At 64.7% G+C, this 21,037-nt stretch carries 15 protein-coding genes; 9 read left to right on the top strand and 6 right to left on the bottom strand.

The genetic code is table 11. From position 1 onward, the window contains the following. The first annotated feature begins 20 nt into the window (after positions 1-20). Positions 21-1,472, top strand: a complete 1,452-nt coding sequence (locus M1E07_RS16655; RefSeq protein WP_461187736.1) for an aldehyde dehydrogenase (NADP(+)) — start codon at positions 21-23, stop codon at positions 1,470-1,472. Between the two features lie 56 nt (positions 1,473-1,528). Here M1E07_RS16655 and M1E07_RS16650 read toward each other — a convergent pair whose 3' ends face one another. From M1E07_RS16650 to M1E07_RS16635, 4 genes are read right to left on the bottom strand one after another with little or no spacing between them, the layout of a single operon-like run. Then, positions 1,529-2,650, bottom strand: coding sequence for a M24 family metallopeptidase (locus tag M1E07_RS16650; RefSeq protein ID WP_461187735.1), 1,122 nt, complete (start codon positions 2,648-2,650; stop codon positions 1,529-1,531). Continuing rightward, on the bottom strand, positions 2,647-4,689 hold the full coding sequence (locus M1E07_RS16645; RefSeq protein WP_461190421.1) for a DUF6807 family protein: 2,043 nt from the start codon (positions 4,687-4,689) through the stop codon (positions 2,647-2,649). Before M1E07_RS16645 ends, M1E07_RS16650 begins: the two co-directional genes overlap by 4 nt. Before the next feature lie 29 nt (positions 4,690-4,718). Next, a complete protein-coding gene (locus tag M1E07_RS16640; RefSeq protein WP_461187734.1) occupies positions 4,719-5,930 on the bottom strand; it encodes an acetylxylan esterase in 1,212 nt (403 codons plus the stop codon). A gap of 51 nt (positions 5,931-5,981) precedes the next feature. Further along, on the bottom strand, positions 5,982-7,280 hold the full coding sequence (locus M1E07_RS16635) for an ABC transporter substrate-binding protein (protein ID WP_461187733.1): 1,299 nt from the start codon (positions 7,278-7,280) through the stop codon (positions 5,982-5,984). 356 nt (positions 7,281-7,636) lie between these two features. On the opposite strand from M1E07_RS16635, the gene M1E07_RS16630 reads away from it, so the two are divergent. The 3 genes from M1E07_RS16630 (at position 7,637) to M1E07_RS16620 (ending at position 11,120) form a co-directional block, all read left to right on the top strand. Continuing rightward, positions 7,637-8,581 (top strand): carbohydrate ABC transporter permease, encoded by a 945-nt coding sequence (locus M1E07_RS16630; protein WP_461187732.1) that lies wholly within the window; start codon positions 7,637-7,639, stop codon positions 8,579-8,581. After that, entirely contained in the window at positions 8,571-9,512 is a 942-nt protein-coding gene (locus M1E07_RS16625; protein ID WP_461187731.1) for a carbohydrate ABC transporter permease, read from the top strand. Before M1E07_RS16630 ends, M1E07_RS16625 begins: the two co-directional genes overlap by 11 nt. A 249-nt stretch (positions 9,513-9,761) precedes the next feature. Beyond that, positions 9,762-11,120 carry an ABC transporter substrate-binding protein gene (locus M1E07_RS16620; RefSeq protein ID WP_461187730.1) on the top strand — a complete coding sequence of 453 codons (1,359 nt, stop codon included), beginning with the start codon at positions 9,762-9,764 and terminating at the stop codon, positions 11,118-11,120. 170 nt (positions 11,121-11,290) lie between these two features. On the opposite strand, the gene M1E07_RS16615 is transcribed toward M1E07_RS16620, so the two are convergent. Next, entirely contained in the window at positions 11,291-13,501 is a 2,211-nt protein-coding gene (locus tag M1E07_RS16615; RefSeq protein WP_461187729.1) for an HNH endonuclease signature motif containing protein, read from the bottom strand. A gap of 152 nt (positions 13,502-13,653) precedes the next feature. Then, complete coding sequence (locus M1E07_RS16610) at positions 13,654-15,669, bottom strand: beta-galactosidase (RefSeq protein WP_461187728.1); 2,016 nt, start codon at positions 15,667-15,669, stop codon at positions 13,654-13,656. A 177-nt stretch (positions 15,670-15,846) separates the two neighbouring features. Between M1E07_RS16610 and M1E07_RS16605 the strand changes: the two genes are divergently transcribed. The 5 genes from M1E07_RS16605 to M1E07_RS16585 are packed head-to-tail and all read left to right on the top strand — an operon-like array spanning position 15,847 to position 21,011. Continuing rightward, positions 15,847-17,139, top strand: a complete 1,293-nt coding sequence (locus M1E07_RS16605) for an ABC transporter substrate-binding protein (RefSeq protein WP_461187727.1) — start codon at positions 15,847-15,849, stop codon at positions 17,137-17,139. A gap of 31 nt (positions 17,140-17,170) precedes the next feature. Continuing rightward, on the top strand, positions 17,171-18,124 hold the full coding sequence (locus tag M1E07_RS16600) for a carbohydrate ABC transporter permease (protein WP_461187726.1): 954 nt from the start codon (positions 17,171-17,173) through the stop codon (positions 18,122-18,124). Next, entirely contained in the window at positions 18,121-19,038 is a 918-nt protein-coding gene (locus M1E07_RS16595) for a carbohydrate ABC transporter permease (RefSeq protein ID WP_461187725.1), read from the top strand. Before M1E07_RS16600 ends, M1E07_RS16595 begins: the two co-directional genes overlap by 4 nt. A 19-nt stretch (positions 19,039-19,057) precedes the next feature. Continuing rightward, on the top strand, positions 19,058-19,687 hold the full coding sequence (locus M1E07_RS16590; RefSeq protein WP_461187724.1) for a Poxvirus protein I5: 630 nt from the start codon (positions 19,058-19,060) through the stop codon (positions 19,685-19,687). A gap of 58 nt (positions 19,688-19,745) precedes the next feature. Continuing rightward, on the top strand, positions 19,746-21,011 hold the full coding sequence (locus tag M1E07_RS16585) for an MFS transporter (RefSeq protein ID WP_461187723.1): 1,266 nt from the start codon (positions 19,746-19,748) through the stop codon (positions 21,009-21,011). The last annotated feature ends 26 nt before the right edge of the window (positions 21,012-21,037 follow it).

Here is a 21,037-nt window from a genome sequence, read left to right as displayed (position 1 = left end):
ACGAAGAACAGGTACCTCAAGTGACAACTGCAACCCTTTCCCTGTCCGAGCTCACGGCCGCCGCCACCGAGGCAGCCAAGATCTCCGCAGCAGCCTCCGATGCCGAACGAGCGGCCTGGCTCACGGCCGTGGCCGATGCGCTTGACGCCAACGCCGCCGAGCTGGTGGAGCTCGCCGATTCAGAGACCAGCCTGGGCGCACCCCGCCTCACCGGCGAAGTGGCCCGGACAACCGGCCAGCTGCGCCTGTTCGCCCGCGTGATCACCGAGGGGTCCTACCTCGAAGCCGTGATCGACCACGCGGACCCCAACTCCACCCCGCCCAAGCCGGACCTCCGCCGCATCCTGCGGCCCATCGGCCCGGTGGCCGTGTTCTCCGCGTCCAACTTCCCGTTCGCCTTCTCGGTGGCCGGCGGAGATACCGCTTCCGCCCTTGCGGTGGGTTGCTCCGTCATCGTCAAAGCCCACTCGGGCCACCTGCGCCTCTCGGAGCGGACCGCCGAAATCATGACCGAGGCACTGTCTGCCGCAGGAGCGCCGGAAGGCCTCTTTGCCCTCGTCGCAGGCCGCGAGGTGGGAACCGCGCTCGTGCAGGATCCCGCCATCAAAGCGGTCGGCTTCACCGGCTCCATCCCCGGTGGCCGCGCCCTCTTCGACCTTGCCACGTCCCGCCCCGAGCCCATCCCGTTCTACGGCGAACTGGGCAGCCTAAACCCCGTTGTCGTCACCGAGGCAGCACTGGCGGAGCGCTCCGCGCAGCTTGCGGAAGGGCTGGCGACGTCCTTCACCCTGGGCGCCGGACAGTTCTGCACCAAGCCCGGGCTGGTCTTTATCCCTGCCGGAACGGACTTCGCCGCGAAAGTGGCGGCGGCCAGCAAGGACAAGCCGGCCCTCGGCATGCTCACCAGCCGGATCGCCGAGGCGTACCCGGACGGGCTGCGCAGCTTCGCTTCCGTGGAAGGCGTTGAGGTGGTCAGCGGCAGCGTTGACCAGGATGCGGTCTCCGATGGGGCTGCGCCGGTGGTCTTCTCCACCCCGGCTGCGAAGGTCCTGGAGCGCCCCGAGGAACTGCTGGAGGAATGCTTCGGCCCCACCACCATGCTGATCGAATACGCGGACCAGGAGGAACTCTCCGCAGTCCTGGCCAAGGTTCCCGGCAGCCTGACCGCCACGGTGCATGCCCGGCCGGGCGAGGACATCACCGCCCTCGTGGAGCAGCTGTCCAACCTCGCCGGACGCGTCCTCTTCGACGGCTGGCCCACCGGCGTGGCCGTGAACTGGGCCCAGCAGCACGGCGGCCCGTACCCGGCCACCACCTCGCTCTTCACTTCGGTAGGCGCGACGGCGGTCCGCCGGTTCCAGCGTCCGGTCGCCTACCAGGATGCGCCCGAGACGGTCCTGCACCCGGCACTGCTCGAAAGCAACCCGCTGGGTATCCCGCGCCGGGTCGACGGAGAACTGGTTCTGCCGTAGCCCACAAGGCGCAAAAAACCCCGGGACATTGCGTCCCGGGGTTTTTGCGTGTTCCGCTACAGCTCGAGTGCCACCGGCCGCGCGAGCCCATTGACAGTGGCAACAGGCCAGCGGGGATCGACGGTGAGGACCTGCAGGCCCGATTCGGTGAGCTGAACGGTGTCCTCGATCTTCACCGCAGGCCCGGACGGGTTCCAGGTGAAGGCCTGGTTCAGGACCACGGTGTCCGTCGCTGCAGCGGTGACACGGGGGTCGCGGCCAGCGTAGCCGGCGGGCCCGCCCTGATGGTGCTGTTCCCACTGCCCGGCTCCGAAACCGTGCCGCGTGTAGGCAGCCTGGATCTCACCAAAGATGCGGTCCAGCCGGGCACCGGGGACGGTGGCGTCGAAGATGTCTGCTTCTACTGCTGCGATGCGTGCCTCGGCGTCGCGCTCTTCGGGAGTGCCGGCGTCGAACCTCACCCAGCGGGTGATGTTGGCGACCAGGCCGTCCCTGCGTGCGCACACCACAGCCATCGCGCGGCGCCCCAGGGGCGAATGCGTGGCCAGCGGGTGCCGGAACTCGCTCCGGCCAGTGCCGTTGCACAGGAGTACCAAGGGCTCGGCTCCGGCGGCAACAACCCGGGCGGCCAGGGCGGATGCCAGCTCGAACTCGGTGGTTTCCGGCCGGGCCGCGGAGAGGACGTCCGTCATTATGGCTGCAACTTCGGCGCTGAGGCGGGCGTAGCGGGCGCTCTCCGCCGGGAGCAGTTGCTGGCGGGCCGCGCGCAGCTCTGCGGTGACGTCCGCTTCCGGCAGCGGCACGGACCCGCTTGCGGCAGCAGTGCCGACGGCGGCCGCCGCCTCGTGCAGGTTGGCGTACCAGGGCACGGAGTGGAGGGCGACGCCCGCGGGCAGTTCCTCGGCAGCTATACGGCCGGCTTCATTGTTGAAGGTGACGAGGTGGTCGCCGTCGCGGTCCACCAGGAGGGCGGCGACCGGATCGCCGGCCAGGCTGATGTGCACGCGGCCGCCGTCCAGGTACCAGGTCAGCGCCGTGTTGGTGGTCAGCAGCAGGGAATCCTTTCCCTTCGCATCGAGGATGTCCAGGACCCGCCGGCGTTTGATGGCGCGGTCGTCCGCGGACGCCGGGGCAACCCTGCCCGCAAGCGATGTGGGTACAGCTGTTGTCTGGCTCATGAACGGTTCCCCTGCCGGTTGATTAGTGCTTCGATGTCTGCCGTGCCCAAGATGCCGTCGGCCACAAAAACGGTGATGCTGCGCTGTACTGGAGTGCCTGGTTCGGCCATGACCGGGGTGTCCCATGCGAGTGACTGGCCCACCCCCGGGTAGCCGTCCACCCGGACGAACCAGGGGTCGGTGAAATCCCCGGCCGGCACGAAAACGAGGGTTGCGCTGCCGCCGCCTGGAAACTTCCCGGCCCAGGCGAGCCAGGGCGTAACTGAACCATGCACCTCGGATTCGCCGGCGCCGGCCGGCGTCCACACGGAGGCACCGTCACATTCAGGCAGCCGCCAAAAGAACCCGCCGTAACCGCCTTCGTGGCGGCCGTTGGACCCAGGGCTGCCCAAGCTCACCGGCTGGTCGCCGGCGGGGGAAAGGGCGAAGTCCAGGGACAGCCGCCAGACGGCGGAGCTGACACCGGACCAGGTCCAGGTGCGCTCTTCAACCAGGACCGGCGCGCCGTGGGGTCCGTTCCAGCTCAGGGTCTCCCGCAGCCCGCCGTCAGGACCGCCTGTCAGGGCATCAGTTTCTTCAACGGACGTTCCGGTGCTGGTGATGCTCCCGTGGTCCGGGCGCCAGACGTATTGGCCGGCTTCGCGGGTGTACGTGCGGCCGCCCCAGAAGTTGATGCCGTCCACGTCCTGCAGGGCCACCCCAACACCAAGGTGCCACACATGGTCCAGCGGCTGGTGATCCGTGACAACGGTGCCGCCGTGGGTCCGGACAGGGTGCAGGTACGGCCGCGGTGATGAGACGGCGCGGATGCGGCTGCCGTCCTGGTGCTCCGCAATGGAGTGCCCGTCCAGCGTCAAGGTGCGGACCGGCGGCAGTTTCCGGCCCCAGGGCACCCCGAGCTCGGCGAAAGTAGCCTGGGCCTTGGCAGCACGCTCAATCAACGGCCCGATTCCATGCACCACCGGATGGGCGTCGTCGCCCTCTCCCTCCCAGGTGATGTGGTCCGGGTTGATCTGCTGCGGCGCCGGTGCGGTGCGGATGGCTTCCAGCACCGTAGTGAAGGCGCCGGTGTCCGGCAGGGAACAGAGCAGGGGGGCGCCGCTGGACCGGGCGTCCAGCAGGTTCTCCAGCAGGTCGGTCCGGCCGAATGTCTCGCGGCGCTCGCCGTCGGCCGTGCTGATGACCACCTCGTCCTCGGTGTAGAACAGCGTGATTTCGCCGAGAGTGCCGTGGACCGTCACGGACGGGCTTTGCTGCTCGGGCGCGCACAGCGTCAGGCCGCAGAGCAGTGTGATGCCGCCGGTGGTACGGACACGGATGATGGAGGTGTCATCGCTTTGCGTCTCGTGTGCCCGGTACAGGTCCGTCTCCACCGACTCCACGTCCGCGGGCGTATGCGCCCCGGCCATGTGAAGGGCTGTGGCCACGGCGTGGGCCAGCGCGTTGGTAGCCACGCCGTCCACCACGTCGATACCGGCGAGGCTCCGCTTCCCGGCCCACCGTGAACGCTTGAAGTAGGCCTTGCTCCGCACCCACTGCCCTTTGGCGCTCAGGCCAAGGACGTCACCGATGCCGCCGGATTCCACCAGGTTTCTGATGGCAGGCAACGCATGGGAACCAAGGCTTTGGAAGCCCACCTGCACCAGCCGCCCGGCAGTCTCGGCGGCTGTGAGCACTTCCTGGAACTGGGCGATGGATGCCACAGGTGGCTTTTCCACATAGACGTCCTTGCCGGCTGACAGGGCCGCGAGGGCCAAGGGAGCATGGGTCTGGATGGGGGTGGCAAGAATAACGACGTCGACGCCCGGGTCTGCGGCCAACAGCTGCGCGAGGTCGTCGAAAACGGCAACCGACTCCGCAAGCCGTCCCTCGGCGGGCGGGTTGGGGTCCGCCACGGCGACAAGTTCGACGGCGCCGGCTTCCTCGAGCCGCGCCAGGTTGACCAGATGCCGTTCGCCGAAGCCGTGGACGCCTACCAAGGCTATGCGTGGAACAGCCGCGGGGTCAGCGGGGCGCGGGTTGTCCCCGGCCGGGTGCATGCCGCTTTCCGCGGTGGCGGATTGTTGATTCATGAGGACGGTCCTTGCGAGCTGAAAGTGGATTGGGAGCTGGAGGTGGATTGGAAGCTGGAGGTCGGTTGGTTGTGAAGTGTGGTGGCGAGGAAGTCCAGCGCTTCCGTCTGCATCTCAGAGGTGAACACGTGGCCCCCGGGCCAGAAGCTTCCGGTATAGCTCCCGGGCCGGTGCAGTGTTTCCAGCTTGCGGTGGGCGTCGCGCATTCCGGCTTCGGGAAAGAGTTCGTCGGCCAGGGCGTACTGGACCAGGAAGTGGCTGGCCCTTGATCTTGCCGTCAACTCCGGCCAGTCCCCCAGGCGCCACAACCCTGGAGTTTGCAGCAGCCAGGAATGCGCGTCCAGATGGGCGGGAAGTAGCGACTGGAAAGTGGTCATCATGCAGGTCACCACGTAGCTGCGGATTCGTGGACTCAACGCGGAAAGGGCCAGGGAGCGGCCGCCGCCACCTGAGAAGCCGATGCAGCCCAGCCGGTCCTGGTCCACGTCAGGCAGCCCGGCGAGAATTTCCAGCGCAGCCAGGTCGTCATGGGCCACCATGCCGGCCAAGCTGGTGCCCAAGAGACCAGCAGCCTTGGCCACGGTTTCTTCGTGGAACGAGGCGGCGGCGTTGTATTCGTCGGCTTCGGAAGGCACGACGCCGTCCTCCCGCCACTGGGCCTGCCTCGCCTCCAGTGCGGAGGCTGTCCGCCACGGCGGTACGGAGAGCTCAAAGCGGCGGCTGCCCCAGGCGAACGTGTCGTGGGCGAGGACGGCGAAGCCCCGGCGGGCAACCTCCGTGGCGAGTGCCCGGCCGTCGTAGTGGCCTGCCCGCGCGTTTTCGGCTGAAGGATGTGACTCCGGGAGCTCCACCAGCCGGTCTGCCCCGCCGAACTTGTTGCCCCCGTGGCAGTGCAGCGCAAGGACACCGGGCAGGGGTCCGGGAACGCCGGCCGGCCGCATCAGCCAGCCGGTAGTGCGGGGGCCGAAGCCCAACTGCCAGCTGAGCTGGGAGGTGGTGACGCCGTCGTACGATTCCTGCCAGTGGACCGTTACCTCTGGCCGCTGCTGTGCACCCGGTACCCCGAGCGCGTCCGCAAGTTCCTGCGCCGCCGGGGTAGCGGCGCCGTACCGGGAGTGTCGCTGAACGTAGGCAGGCCAGTCCCCGTAGCCGGCTATCGCGCTCGGCCGTGGTGGCCGGGCATCGGTTAGTTCGGCATAAGGGCTCACTGGCCTGCCTCCTGTTCTGAGGTTGTAGTGCGGAATTGTCCGTGCGCGGGTTTAGCCCAGGTTCGAGTTGACCTCTTGAATCATGGCCTTGGCAGCGTCCCGCGGTGAGGTCTTTCCGAACAATACATCCGAGTTGAGCCGGTTCAGGACCTCCATGGTGGCCGACGAACCGGCAGGGAACGGCAGCGGCGGTTCGATCTTCAGCTCAGCGATGCGGTCCAGGTATTCAGCTTCCTTCTGCTGGGATTCCTTGAGGAGAGGCGTGATGGCGGCCTTGAGCTCGGTGTTGGCAGGCATGCCCCGGTCGCTCTTGATCTTGGTGGCCGCGTCCACGTTGTTCACCAGGTAGTTGATGAACATTGCTGCTTCCTTGGGGTGGGCGGACTTCGACGAGATGGCGTATTCCATCGAGGACCGCAGCCACGTGCCCGGCTGCTTGCTCTCGTTTGGCAGCTTCATCATGACCAGCGGCGAGCCTGAGTACGAGTTCATCTGGTTGCTCCAGGAAATCTTCATGCCCTGCTTGCCCTGGCCCATTAGCGTCAGCTCGGGCTGGGCCGAGTTGTCCTCAACGGTCTGGGAGGCTGAGGGCGCGGCGCCGGTTTCCATCAGCTTTTTGTTCATCTCGAACCACTTGGCGGCGGTGTCCTCGCTGATGCCGAGCTTCTTGCCGTCATCTGTGTAGAGGTCCTCGCCGTGCTGGCGGGCCCATACGGCAAGGAACGAGTCGTTGGTCATGGGGGTGGTGCCGAATGTTCCCTGCGGGGACTTCCTGGTGATCTCGGCGGCAATCTCCGCGTATTCGTCCCAGGTCCACGTCTCGTCATCCGGCAGCTCAACTCCGGCGGCCTCGAAGACCTTCGGATCGATGACCATGGACATGGAGTTAACCCCGGCGGTGATGGTGTACTGCTTGCCGTCGATCTTGCCGAGGTCCACAGTGCCCTCTGCGAACTTTGACGTATCGATCTGGTCCTTGACCTCGTCCAGGTCCAGCAGCACGCCCCGGCTCGCGTATTCACTGGGATAGGCACCGCTCATGGCGAAGACGTCGGGCGTGGTGCCGCCGGCGATCTGGGTGGCCATCTTGTCCCAGTAGGAACTGAATTCGGTGTTCTCGCCCTGGACCTTTATGGTGGGGTTCGCCGCTTCGAAGTCCTTGATGACTTCAAGAGTGGTCTTGGCGCGGGAATCGTTGCCCCACCAAGCGAAGCGGATAGTGACGGGATCTTCGACCGTCCCCACCTTGCCGGCTTCCGGGCTGCTGTTGCCGCAGCCTGTCAAAAGCAGTGCCAGCGCTGCTGATGCCCCGGCGACTGCCATCGATGACTTTTTGAGACTAAACCTCATTGTCCTGCCCCTTAGTAAGTGGTTTACCTTGTAGTGACGCCCGTTACAGAAAACGCTTTCTCAAAAACTAACAAAGGGCTATACAAGAGTCAAGAAACCGTTTACTTTGGTACGGAGCCGCTTTTGAAACCGGACCACCGCCAGGTGGCGCAACGGATGATTGCCACTCCCGCTCCGCTTCTTTCGGAAGTACGGCCGGAACGGCGAACGTCCCCATATCGCCCAGGCGATATCAAACACGTGGAGGCCACGATGACCAAAGGAGACCACATGGCCGCTAAACACATACCCAGGGCACCGCGCCCGGCTGGAATGCCGGCTGCAGCGGGCCTGCTGCACGGAACGGGGTTGCCGCAGTGAGCGCCATCAGCGAACTCAGCTCGATCTCGCGGAAGAAGGGTAAAGCCACCCCTGAGGAGAAGAAGGCGAACAGCCGCGATAACAAGGCCGCCTACATCTTCCTGCTGCCGTGGCTGGTGGGCCTTGTCGCCATCACCATCGGACCCATGCTGATGTCCCTTTACCTGTCGTTCACGGACTACAACCTCCTTCAGCCCCCGGAATGGGTCGGTTTGGAGAACTTCACCCGGATGCTCACCGACGCCCGGCTGCACAACTCCCTTGGCGTGACGTTCACCTACGTGTTCGTTGGTGTCCCGCTCCAGCTCGCCGTGGCCCTGCTGATCGCCCTTGTCCTGGACAAGGGCCTGCGCGGGCTGCCGTTCTACCGCTCGGTGTTCTATCTGCCGTCCCTCCTGGGCGGATCCGTAGCCGTTGCCATCCTCTGGAAGCAGATCTTCGGAACTACCGGCCTGGTCAACCAGGTCCTCGCGATGTTCGGCATCCAGGGGCCGGGTTGGATCTCGGACCCCAGCACAGCGCTTGGTTCCATCATCCTGCTGCACGTGTGGACCTTCGGCGCTCCCATGATCATCTTCCTGGCAGGCCTGCGCCAGATCCCGGTGATGTACTACGAGGCCGCAAAAGTTGATGGCGCCACTACCCTCCAGCAGTTCTGGCGGATCACCATGCCGATGCTGAGCCCCATCATCTTCTTCAACCTGGTGTTGCAGATCATCGGTTCGTTCCAGTCGTTCACCCAGGCGTTCATCGTCTCCGGCGGCAACGGCGGGCCCTCGGACTCCACCATGTTCTTCACCCTGTACCTCTACCAAAAGGGCTTCGGCCAGTTCGACATGGGCTACGCGTCCGCCATGGCCTGGCTCCTCCTGGTGATCATCGGCATCTTCACCGCCATCAACTTCATCGCTTCTAAGTATTGGGTTTTCTATGACGACTAAGCTTGAGACGCTGCCCACCCCGGAGACTGCCGGCGCGGGCAAGCCAACGAACCGCCGCAAACCCAAAGCCAGGGAGTCCAGGGGTACCCTGGCCTTCAGCAAGGCGCAGCGCAGCAAAGCGCTCATGAAACATGCCATCCTCATCCTTGCCGGCGGCCTGATGATCTACCCGCTGCTGTGGATGGTGGTTTCCTCACTGCGGCCCAACGAGCTCATCTTCCGGGAGCCCGGCCTGTGGCTGAACAGCCTCGAAATGAGTAACTACACTTCCGGCTGGTCGGCCCTGACCCACCCCTTCGGCCACTACATGATCAACTCGGCGATCGTGGTAATTGGATCGATCCTGGGTAACCTGATCTCGTGCTCGATGGCTGCTTATGCCTTCGCCCGGCTGCAGTTCACCGCCAAAAAGCTGCTGTTCGGCATCATGCTGCTGACCATCATGCTTCCGTTCCACGTGGTGATCGTGCCGCAGTACATCCTGTTCTCCCAGATTGGCTGGGTGAACACTTTCTGGCCGCTGATCGTCCCCAAGCTGCTGGCAACCGAAGCGTTCTTCGTCTTCCTGATGGTCCAGTTCATCCGCGGCATTCCCCGTGAGCTGGACGAGGCAGCCAGGATCGACGGCGCAGGACACCCCCGCATCTTCCTGCGGGTCATCCTGCCGCTGATGGTCCCGGCATTGGCCACCACCACCATCTTCACCTTCATCTGGACCTGGAACGACTTCTTCGGCGCCCTGATCTACCTGACGGACCCCGATATGTTCACCGTTCCGGTGGCATTGCGGGCCTTCGTTGATGCGCAGTCCGCCACGAGCTGGGGATCGCTGTTCGCTATGTCCATCGTGTCCCTCCTGCCGGTATTCCTGGTCTTCCTCTTTGGCCAGCGGTTCCTCATCAAGGGCATCGCGACCACCGGCATCAAGTAGTCCCTGCCGCTTGCGACCGCTGTTTGCGCCGCGAAGCAAAGGCGTTTTGGTGAGACGGCCCGTCCGTTGGCGGGCCGTCTCTGCCACTACGAAAAATTCCTCAAAAACTTCTTGTAATACAAGTTAAGCACTTGTAGCATTAGGTTCAGAAAGCGGTTTCCCGCCTTCCCCTCCTGCTCCTGGTTTCATGCCCCAACATCCCCACACCTGATCAACCAGCACCATGATCAAAGAAGATCGGAGTACCCAGTGCCGCTTTTTTCCCGCCCTGCGTCTGCTGCCAAGCCATCGGCAGAGACGCCCTCCACGGGCACACGCCGCCCGATACGTAAGACCGGCCTCGTAGCCGCGGCTGCCGCCGTCGTTATGGCCCTCAGTGCCTGCGGCGGGGGAGCTGCTTCGGAAAGCGCGGACGGTCCCGTTGAACTGCGGTTCTCCTGGTGGGGTGGCGACAAGCGCGCCCAGCTGACCCAGGAAGCCATCAAGCAGTTCGAGGCTGAAAACCCCAACATCAAGATCAAGCCCGAGTTCGGCGACTGGAGCGGTTACTGGGACAAGCTGGCCACCCAGGTCGCGGCGAACGATGCGCCGGACATCATCCAGATGGACGAGAAGTACATCACCGAGTACTCCAGCCGCGGCGCCCTTCTTGACCTCTCCAAGTACGAGATCGACACCTCCAAGCTCGACGAAGCCGCACTGAACGCCGGCAAGAGCGAGGACGGGCTGACCGGTATTGCGGCCGGCATCAATGCCGCCACCATCCTGGCCAACCCGAAGGTTTTTGAAGCTGCGGGTGTTCCCCTGCCCGATGACTCCAAGTGGACCTGGGACGACTTCGAGCGGATTGCCTCCGAGATCACGAAGAAGTCCCCGAAGGGTACTTTCGGCGCCGCAGCCTATGGCACGGATGAGGCTTCGCTGGGCGTTTGGCTCCGCCAGAACGGCAAATCCCTGTACACCGCCGAGGGCAAACTGGGCTTCGAGCCGAGCGACATCGCCGAATGGTGGGAATTCCTGAAGCAGCTTAGCCAGAACAAGGCGGTTCCCACGGCCTCCGAGGTAGTGGAAGCTGAAGCTGCCCCGCTTGACCAGTCCGGACTCGCGACTGGCAAGAACGGCATGGCGTTCTGGTGGTCCAACCAGGCTCCTGCTTTGGAAAAGGCATCCGGCGCTGACCTGAAGATCCTGAGGTTCCCCACCAAGACCGGAGCCTCCGCTGATGCCGGACTTTGGTACAAGGCATCACAGTTCTGGTCGGCCTCCTCACGCACCAAGCACCCTGAGGAAACCGCCAAGTTCATCAACTTCCTCACCAACAACGTCAAAGCCGGCGAAACCCTCCTGGCCGACCGTGGCGTTTACCCGAACTCGGACGTCCGGGCAGCGATCGAATCCAAGCTGACCCCTGCCGACGTCAAGGTGGTCAAGTTCATCGACCAGATCAAGGATGAGCTCGGCGAGGCTCCCGCCCCGCCGCCAAAGGGTGCCGGCGCAATCCAGGAAATCATCAAGCGCTACACCTCCGAGGTTCTCTTCGAGCGGCTCTCCACGGAGGAAGCCGGCAAGAAGGCACATGCCGAGATGGCGTCCGCCATCAGCAGCTAGATTTCACGCCGCCAACAACACGGCTTTGGACGATTTGGGAGGCGCCTCCTCCACCCAAAACGTTCGAGGGCGGGTGGCAGCTCCGTCCCGGTGGGAACCTCTGGTTCCTTCCGGGACGGAGCCGTTTAACCGGCCTGCCGTCCCTGCCTGGATTGTCGTTCCGGCGGTGTTCATTCCCGGGGCGTTGGTGGTGGGGGTGGTTTGAAGTAGTTGTTTTGTTGGGGTTTTTGGTGGGGGTCGAGGTGTTTTGGGGGTGTGTACCTGGGGGTGCCGTTGATGGTGGTGATGGTCCATTGTTCTTTGTGGATGAGGTGGTGGTGGGCGGAGCAGAGGAGTGCGCCGTTGTCGGTGGTGGTGGGGCCGCCGTGGGACCAGTAGGTGATGTGGTGGGCTTCGCACCAGGGGGCGGGGATGGTGCAGTTGGGGAAGGTGCAGCCTTGGTCGCGGGCGGTGAGGGCAAGGCGTTGAGCGGTGGTGAAGAGCCGGGCTTTGCGGCCGAGGTCCAAGAGTTCGCCGTGGGTGCCGAGGACGGCGGGGATGATGTCGGCGTCGCAGGCGAGTTTGCGGAGGGCGGCTGCGGCGACGGGTCCGGTGAACACGAAGTTGCCCGTGCCCGTGCCGGTGCCGGTAGTGGTGGTGTTTGTGGTAGCGGCGGTGCCGGTGCGTGTGCCGCCGTTGCCCGTGTAATTGGTGCCCGTCCGGTGGGGGAGGAGGTCTTGGTAGTTGATGGTGGCGATGATTTGGGGTCGGTTGCCGCCGGTGCTGGGCAGGGTGTTGGTGGCCAGGGCAACTTTCGCGGCACCGACGAGACCGTCGAGTTGTTTCTGCGACCGGGTGCGGCGGTCGAGCTCCACCTCGCCGTCGTGCCAGGGGCTCAGTCCGGTACCAGTGCCACTTCCACTGCCAGTACCAGTGCCGGTGCCGGTGCCACTACCAGTACCAGTACCAGTACCGGTGCCGGTGCCACTTCCAGTGCCGGTGCTGGTGCCTGTGGTGGTGCGGGGGTTGGTGGCGGCGTTCATGACGGTGAGGAGGTGTTCGTATTGGTCGGTGGTGGCGAAGATTTCGAGGTGGTGCAGGCCGTGGCGGGGTTTGCGGATGAACGCGCCCTGGGTGTGGCGGAGGGCTTCTTCGCTGGGTTCGGTGCCGTCGGCGTCGATGGTGTCGGCCCAGCGGCGGGCGACGCGGGCGAGGAAGTCCGGGTCAACGGTGGCGGCGGTGGTGGTGAGGTTCTCCTCGATCAGCGCGAGTTTTTCCGGTGTGGTGAGGTGCTGGAGCCGGTTCAGGGTCAGGCTGATGATGGTCCCGGCCCGGGATGACACGGCAGGGCTGGCCGGGCCCTGACCGGGTGCCGTGACCGCACCGGTGCCGGCGGTGTTTTCGGTACGATCGCCCGGATCGGGGCCGGAGCCGGTGCTGGTGCTGGAATCGTCGGTGCTGGTGCTGGTGCCGGTGTTGTCGAGGTTTGGGGCGGGTGTGGGCGCGAGGGCGGCGGCGAGGTGTTCGCGCGGGGCCGGGATGGTGTCGCCTGTGAGGGTGGTGGCGGGCAGGATGTCCGCGGCGAGGGCGAGGCGGCGGTGGGCTTCGCTCTTGCCGATACGCAGCCGCTGGCGGAGGAACTCGGCGGTGTTGGCGCACCCGTCGTCGGCCGGCGACGTGACAACGCGATCCGGCCTGTCGGTCCCGGTCCCGGCCCCGGTGCCACTGCCGACTGAACCGCTGGCAGTTGAACCGCTGGTGGTTGGGCCGCTGGCAGTTGAACCACTTGCTGCTGCGCCCTCGGGCCAGGCGGCGTCCGTTTCATCCAGGGTTTCAGCGCCGTGGTCCCAGCCGGTCACCCAGTTTTTGCCCGTCCGGGAGCGGCAGGCGCGGGCGGTGCCGGCGTCCGCTATGGCCCGTGCCCGGGTACGGTCAACGACACCGGCGGCCAGGATTTGCAGGTATTCCACGCCCCGGGAGAGGTCCTCCACCTGCCCGGCAAAATCAGCGGCTTCAACGTAGTCAGCCGCCGCAAGCCTTGAGGGGGCAGCAGCGGCGGCAGCAGCCAGGAGCCCACCGATGTTTACCACTCGCGGCGGCTCATCAGCACCGCCTGCGGCTGCAGTGAGGGACTCAGCTATACCCACCGCAGCTCCACCTGGTAGCGACGCAGCAGCTGGCGTCGACGCGGCTGGAGTAACCCGAGCTGGCACAGCGCGAAGGGGCCAGCCGGGACTAAGCAGGGAGCCGCCGTCGTAAGCGCCGGAGCCGTCAAGGAAACCTGGGGTGCTTGATGCCGGAATGCCGTACCCCTGAAGTCCCGGCCGGGCGCCATCACAAACACGCCCGAGTACAACGACGGAGCCGCTGTGCTCCTCAAGCTGCTCCCCAATGGCTTCCATAGGACAACTCTGCCAAAGGGCACTGACAAAAGTGCCTCCCGGAGAAGCTATGTGGATAACCGGCCGCGGCCTTTGACACGGAGCCGACAACTAAAGGAAATCGGCCCCGGCCGCGGGCAAGAGCCGCGACCGGGGCGCAGTGAAAAATCCCGTCAGTCCTCGGCAACCACCACAACGCTGCCGGCTGGCACAACCCCGTTGAACGGCTGGCCGGAGAGCAGGTCAAGGCCGGAAGCCTGGACAGTACCGGCGGTGCGGGCGTGGTTGATGGCAAACAGGAAACTGCTGCCATCGGCAGAACGCCGACGCGTCAACTCCACCCCGGGATCGGCCGCGGCCACGGGTGCAACGCCTGACTCCTCGAGCAGCCGGTCCACAATCGACTCGATCCCGTCGCGGTCCGGGAATGTGGCGAGGTACCAGGCCACGCCGGAGTCCACGGCCCGCCGGGTCAGCGACGGCACGCCTTCCAGCGGATACTCCGTGAAAGTCTGGACCGCTTCGGCGCCGGCAAGGTGAACATGCTCGCTCCAGATCGAGGAGACTCCGCCGTCGCTGAGTTTCAACTGCCCGCCGGCCAGGAGCGGGTGGAACTCCTCCACGCGCACGCCCAGCAGTTCCCGGAATGCGCCCGGGTAGCCGCCAAGCCGTACATGGTCCTTTTCGTCCACGATGCCGCTGAAGTAGCTCACCAGCACCGTGGCACCGGCAGAAGCAGCAGCCGCAATGTTGGCTGCAGCCTCATCGGTGACGGAGTACAGGGTGCACACCAGGACGAGGTCGTAGCCCTCAAGCGACGCCGACGGGTGCACCATGTCCACGGAAACTCCCCGCAGGAACAGCGACCGGTGGAAAGCCCGCAGCAGGTCCAGGTACTTCACGTCCTGGCTCGGCTTGGAGTCGATTTCGCTCGCCCACCAGGCCTCGTAGTCGAAGACGATTGCTGCGCGTGATTCCACCCGGGAACCGCGCACCGCAGCCAGCCGCTTCAACGCCGCGCCAAGGTCAACCACCTCGCGCCACACGCGCGTGTCCCTACCGCCGTGCGGCACCATGGCCGAGTGGAACTTCTCGGAGCCCGCGAAGCTCTGGCGCCACTGGAAAAACATCACCGCGTCCGCGCCGCGGGCCACGTGGGCCAACGAGTTGCGCACCATTTCGCCGGGCATCTTGGGCTGGTTGCGCGGCTGCCAGTTGACGGCCGACGTCGAATGTTCCATCAGGATCCACGGGTCACCGCCCGCAATGCCGCGGGTGAGATCCGCGCTGAACGCGAGTTCGATCTGCCGTTCGGGATCGGCGGCCACAAGGTAGTGGTCATTAGCGATGACGTCCAGGTCCTTGGCCCAGTCAAAGTAGTCCATGGACTTCGTGGCACTGGACGCCATCAGGTTGGTGGTGCAGGGGACCCCTGGAGTGACCTCGCGCAGGACCGCAACAAGTTCCCGGTAGTAGTCCATCAGGGCCCAGGAGTTGAAACGCTGGAAATCCAGCTGCTGGCCCGGGTTCAAGGTGGACGGGGCAACGCCCGGCGGCAGGATCTCCTCGAACGACCCGTAGTTCTGGGACCAGAAAGCCGTTCCCCAGGCCGCGTTGAGTGCGCCGATGCTTCCGTAACGCCGTGCAAGCCATGTGCGGAAAGCGGCGGCGTCCTCCTCGCCGTAGAACTCTGAGACGTGGCAGCCCAGTTCGTTGTCCACGTGCCAGAGCGCCAGGGCGGGATGGTCCTTGTAACGCTCGGCGAGTACGCGCGTGATGCCGCTTGCGTAGCGGCGGTAGACGGCCGACGACGGCGAGTAATGCCGGCGCGAGCCCGGTCCCAGCACGGTTCCGTCCGCCGTGACGGGGAGGATCTCCGGATGCTTGCGTGCCAGCCAGGCAGGGGGAGCGGCGGTGGCAGTGGCCAGGGCTACCTTGACGCCGATTCCCGCAAGGTTGTCCATCACCTCGTCCAGCCAGCCGAAGTCATACTTGCCCTCTTCCGGCTCCAGCAGTGCCCAGGAAAAGATCCCCACGCTGAGGAAGCTCACGCCGGCTTCCTTCATCAGCTCCAGGTCCTCCAGCCGGACACTGACCGGCCACTGTTCCGGGTTATAGTCGCCCCCGTAGGCAATACCTTCGATGTTGTTCCAGACACTGGCCGGGCTGGAAGTTTCCTGCAAAGTCATGGGACTCCTTTGTCTGCTGGGAAGATGGAACTGGTTCGAAAATCAGATCTTTGGAAAACGCTTGCCCATTTCCGGGAATGCCGATATTGTATCGTTTCAGAAGCCGTGTAAGCCAGCTCACTACTTACGTTGTAGATAAAGCGACTGGGGTTGCACACATCGAGCAAGGAGGCTCCCATGATCAACAGAAGGCATTTCCTCACCACCGTAGCCGTCGGAACCGCATCTGCCGCCGCGCTTGCGGCCTGCGGATCGGGCTCCGGCACCAGCGCCGGCGAGACTGGCTCCGCGGAAAACCCCGTCACCATCAACTACACCTGGTGGGGCAACGACGACCGCGCAGAGCGTACCCGCAAGGCAATCGCGCTGTTCGAGTCGAAGAACCCTGACATCAAGGTCAACGGCAACTTCACCGACTTCGCCGGCTACTGGCAGAAGCGTGCCACTGAGGCGGCCGGCGGCGGCCTGCCGGACGTCATGCAGTGGGACCTTTCCTACCTCCGTGACTACGGCCAGCGCAACCAGCTCCTGGACCTGGGCACCGTAAATATCAACACCGACGCTTTCGACAAGTCCCTCCTGCCCTCGGGCCAGATCAAGGGCAAGACCTACGGCATCCCCACCAGCACTAACGCCTTCGCCGTCTACTACGATCCCGCCAAGCTGGCGTCCCTGGGCATCGCAGAGCCGACAGGAAAGTGGACCTACAAGGAATTCAATGACTTCCTGACCGAGGTGGGCACCAAGAGCAACAGTGCGCTCTTCGGCTCAACGGACTACACCGGTGTTTGGTGGATGTTCAACATCTGGCTCCGCCAGAACAACATCGAAGCCTTCACCGAGGATGGCAAACTCGGATTCACCAAGGACGATATGAAGAAGTGGTGGAACACGACGGCGGGCCTCCGCGGCACCCCGGCCATCATTTCCGAAGAGCGCGTCACCCAGCTCGCCCCGAAGTCTCCCTTTGGCTCGAACGTCACCGCCACCGAAGTGACGTGGGACAACTTCATGGCCGGCTATCTTGGGGACAGCGGCGCCAAGGAACTCAAGCTTGTTCCCGTCCCGTCCGATGACCCGGAAAACCTGGGCCTGTTCCTGAAGCCGTCCATGCTGATGGTGGCCAGCGCCAAGACCAAGTTCAAGGACGCATCCGCCCGCTTCATCGACTTCATGGTCAACGACCCCGAGGTAGGCCAGATCTTCAAGACCTCCCGCGGTGTTCCGGCGTCCAAGACCCAGCGCGACGGCACCACCTTCGAAGGTACGGACAAGCTTGTGGTGGACTACGAGAAGTCCATCGAGCAGTACCTCAAGGACGCCCCCGAGCCGCCCATCGTGGGCTTCGGTACCCTCGAGGCTTCCTTCAAGCGCGTCAGCTCGGACCTGAACTATGGCAAGTTGACCATCGACGGCGCAGCCGACGCATGGTTCAAGGAAGCCGAAGACCTCATCAAGCAGAACGCCTGATCCAGGCTTTCCCAACTGACGGATTGAACTCGTGACTCAAAGCCCAACATTGAGCAGGCGTTCGGCGCAGTCCGATTCCACGCTGCCGCGCAAGTCGCGGCAGCGTGGGGCGGATGCCCGCGCCGGCTACACCTTCCTGCTGCCCTGGCTGCTGGGATTCATCGCCCTCACTGTTGGGCCCATGATTTCCTCGCTCTACCTGTCCTTCACCAACTACAACCTGTTCGATCCGCCCAAATGGATCGGCCTGGACAACTACACCACCCTCTTCCAGGACGAGCGGTTCCTGCAGTCGGTGGGCGTGACCGTGGGCTATGTGGTCTTCGGTACCCCGCTGAAGCTCGCCGCGGCACTGGCGGTGGCGATGCTGCTGAACAGCAAGCGCCGCGGCCAGGGCTTCTACCGCTCGGCGTTCTATGCTCCGTCCCTGATCGGCGCGTCCGTCTCCATCGCCATCGTCTGGAAGGCCATGTTCGGCGACGCCGGCCCGGTGGACCAGGGCCTGTCCTTCTTCGGAATCAACATCGGCGGCTGGGTGGGCAACCCGTCCATGACCATGCCGATGTTCATCCTGCTGACCGTCTGGCAGTTCGGTGCCCCGATGGTGATCTTCCTGGCCGGCCTCAAGCAGATCCCGGCGGACCTCTACGAGGCTGCGTCCATGGATGGCGCCGGCCCGGTGCGGAAGTTCTTCAACATCACCTGGCCCATGCTCTCCCCGGTGATCTTCTTCAACCTGCTGATGGAAACAATCCACGCGTTCCAGATCTTCGCCTCGGCCTACATCATCTCCAACGGTGAAGGCGGCCCGGCCGGCTCCACCCTCTTCTACACCCTTTACCTGTACCTGCGGGGCTTCAGCGACTTCCGGATGGGCTACGCCTCGGCGATGGCCTGGCTGCTGGTGATCGTCGTCGGCATCATTACCCTGATCTTCTTCCGCACGTCCAAGTCCTGGGTCCACTACAGCGGTGATGCAAAATGACAACCACGGCAACCCCCACGCAGTCCGCAACGGATGCACAGGTCCTGAACTACAACCCCAAGTCCGAATCGGTCGGTGCCAAGCGCGCCAAGAGCACCCTCTTCCACGCTGTGGCCCTCGCCCTCACGGCCGTGGTGCTGTACCCGGGCCTGTGGATGATCGCCTCGTCGTTCAAGCCGAACGCCGAGATCGGCGGCGCGAACACCTCGCTGTGGTCCACCAACTTCAGCTTTGACAACTTTGTCACCGCCATGGACGGCATCGGTGGCGTGTCCACCCTGCAGTTCTTCACCAACTCCCTGATCCTGGCCATCGGCGCCGTCGTCGGCACCGTCCTGTCCGCGTCCGTCTCGGCCTATGCCTTCGCCAGGATCAAGTTCCCCGGCCGCAGCGTATTCTTCGGCATGATGATCGCCACCCTGCTGCTGCCGTTCCACGTGGTGATCATCCCGCAGTACATCGTGTTCCAGCAGCTCGGCCTGGTGGACACGTACGTGCCGTTGCTGATCGGCAAGTTCCTGGCCGCTGACGCGTTCTTCGTGTTCCTGATGGTCCAGTTCATGCGCAACCTCCCCGGTGAACTGGACGAGGCAGCACGGATTGACGGCGCCGGGCACGTCCGGATCTTCACCTCCATCATGCTGCCGCTGATGAAGCCGGCCCTGATCTCCACCTCGATCTTCTCCTTCATCTGGAGCTGGAACGACTTCCTGGGCCCGCTGCTCTACCTGAACACCCCGGAAAAGTACCCGCTGCCGCTGGCGCTGCGCCTCTTCGTGGACCAGACCCAAAGCTCGGACTACGGCGCCATGATCGCCATGTCCGTACTGGCCCTGCTGCCGGTGCTGATCTTCTTCCTGGTGTTCCAGCGCTACATTGTTGAAGGCGTCTCCACCCAGGGCCTCAAGGGCTAACGGACAACCGAGACAGAAAATGAGCGTTATGGACAGCATCACACCCGCCCCCAACCACCACGAACCCGTCCCGGTGAACCGCTTTGCGCTGTTCTCCGAGACCCTGCTGGCAGGGGTGCTGGTCCTGGTGCTGTCCATCCCTTTGGTAACGATCCCTGCCGCGTATGCGGCGGGGATCGCCCATCTCGAACGGCACCTCTCAGGCCGCGACGATTCGGTCCGCGGCCTCTGGGACACCTTCAAGGCTGCCCTGCCAGGCAGCTGGAAGCTTGGAATTACGACGGCGGGAGCCGCCGTCGTGATTGTCCTTAACCTTTTGCTCGCATGGGTGGGGCAGCTTCCCGGCCGGGAAGTGGTCCTGCCGGCCACCCTGATCCTGGCTGCAGGGGCGGCCATCCTGCTGCTGCGCACCACGGCTGCCTGGTCCGACTTCGCAGGCGACCGGGCCGAGGCGGGCAGCGCCTGGCGGTCCGCGCTCCAGACCGGCCAGTCCCTGTCCCTCAAGGACTGGACCGGGTCCCTCCTGCTGGCCGCTGCGCTCTTCGGGGCGGTGGTGTTTGTCTGGATGCTGGCGGCCCTTTTCGTGGTGGTTCCCGGGACCTTGATCCTCGCCGCCGCGGCGGTCAAACTGCGCTCCACCCGCGCCTGAAGCAAACCACCAGAACATCTCCTGGCTCTGTCCGTCACTATTTTGAGTTGAGTCCGACGTGTCTTCCGACCGCCAGCGTTCCGAACAGTCCCTCCCGACCTCCACGAGCCAGCCCCCGTGGTATCAACCACTGAAGCAGCGCAACTACCGCCTCTTCCTTGCCCTGGTGTTCACGGGCAGCATGGGTGTGTGGATGCAGCGGCTGGCCCAGGACTGGCTGGTGCTGCAGCTGACCGGCAGCCCCGCCGCGGTGGGCGTGGCCGTTGCCCTGCAGTTCCTCCCGATGCTGGTTGTGGGACCACTCAGCGGCTTGCTGGTGGACATGTTTCCCAAACGCCGCATCATGATGGTCAGCCAGGCTGTTATCGCCTTCCTCGCGCTGGGCCTGGCCGCGTGGGCCGCGAGCGGGACCATCACCGTCTGGGCCGTCTACGCCAGCTGCGTAGCGCTCGGCGTAACGTCGGCCATCAACCAGCCCGCCAGTACGGTGTTCGTCAATGAAGTCGTGGGCGACGCCGCCCTGAGGCCCGCTATCGGCATCAATAATGCGATCGGCCAACTAGGTGCGATGGCAGGGCCCGCCCTGGCTGGAATAGTGATTGCGCAGGTTGGTTCGGCTGCAGCGTTTGCGGCCAACTCGGTGCTGTGCCTGCTGGTGCTTTGCCTGATTGCCGCCATCCGTCCGGCCGAGCTGCATCCGAGCATCCGGGCGGAACAGGGCCGGGGCCAGCTCCTGGCCGGGTTCCGCTACGTCCGCGAACGGCCCTCGCTGCTGCTGATCATTGCCCTGGCCGGGCTCCTGGGGATGTTCGGGATGAACGGGCCCGTGGTGTTGGCCGCCTTCGCGGAACGCGTCTGGCACAACGGGGTTGAAGGGTTCGGTCTGTTTAATACAGTCAGTGCCATCGGAGCACTCACCGGTGCGCTGCTGGCCGCACGCCTGCGGAGCCTGGGCCGGAAGGGAATCGTGCTCGCGGCGGGCCTTTTTGGGCTTTCCCAGCTGATTGCGGCCCTGATGCCGAGCCTCATCCTTTTTGTTGTGATGCTGGTGGTGGTGGGCCTGATGACATTGTTGTTCCTTACCAGCGCCGCCACCGCCGTGCAGCTGGAGGCCGGCCCGGAAATCCGCGGCCGGGTCATGGCCCTGTATCTGCCACTGCTGCTGGGCGGACACGCCCTGGGCGGCCTGCTGGCCGGATGGCTGACGGAGCAGTTCGGCGTGCGGCTGGGGCTTGTGGCCACCGGCGGGCTGGGCATGCTGTCCGCAGTGCTGATCGGTTTCCTGCTATGGAGGAATGGCAGGCGGTCCCGCCCCCTGCTCTGACTCACGAGATGGCAGTTCGCAGCAGT

It is taken from the genome of Arthrobacter sp. Z4-13 (genome assembly GCF_054792705.1).
Note: the sequence above shows the minus strand (reverse complement) of the source record. Positions and strands in the feature narration are given on the sequence as shown.

Coding starts and splice junctions, on each gene's coding strand:
- M1E07_RS16650 (WP_461187735.1), bottom strand. CDS start 2,650: ATGAGCCAGACAACAGCTGTACCCACATCGCTTGCGGGCAGGGTTGCC.
- M1E07_RS16645 (WP_461190421.1), bottom strand. CDS start 4,689: ATGCACCCGGCCGGGGACAACCCGCGCCCCGCTGACCCCGCGGCTGTT.
- M1E07_RS16635 (WP_461187733.1), bottom strand. CDS start 7,280: ATGAGGTTTAGTCTCAAAAAGTCATCGATGGCAGTCGCCGGGGCATCA.
- M1E07_RS16625 (WP_461187731.1), top strand. CDS start 8,571: ATGACGACTAAGCTTGAGACGCTGCCCACCCCGGAGACTGCCGGCGCG.
- M1E07_RS16615 (WP_461187729.1), bottom strand. CDS start 13,501: ATGGAAGCCATTGGGGAGCAGCTTGAGGAGCACAGCGGCTCCGTCGTT.
- M1E07_RS16610 (WP_461187728.1), bottom strand. CDS start 15,669: ATGACTTTGCAGGAAACTTCCAGCCCGGCCAGTGTCTGGAACAACATC.
- M1E07_RS16605 (WP_461187727.1), top strand. CDS start 15,847: ATGATCAACAGAAGGCATTTCCTCACCACCGTAGCCGTCGGAACCGCA.
- M1E07_RS16595 (WP_461187725.1), top strand. CDS start 18,121: ATGACAACCACGGCAACCCCCACGCAGTCCGCAACGGATGCACAGGTC.
- M1E07_RS16590 (WP_461187724.1), top strand. CDS start 19,058: ATGAGCGTTATGGACAGCATCACACCCGCCCCCAACCACCACGAACCC.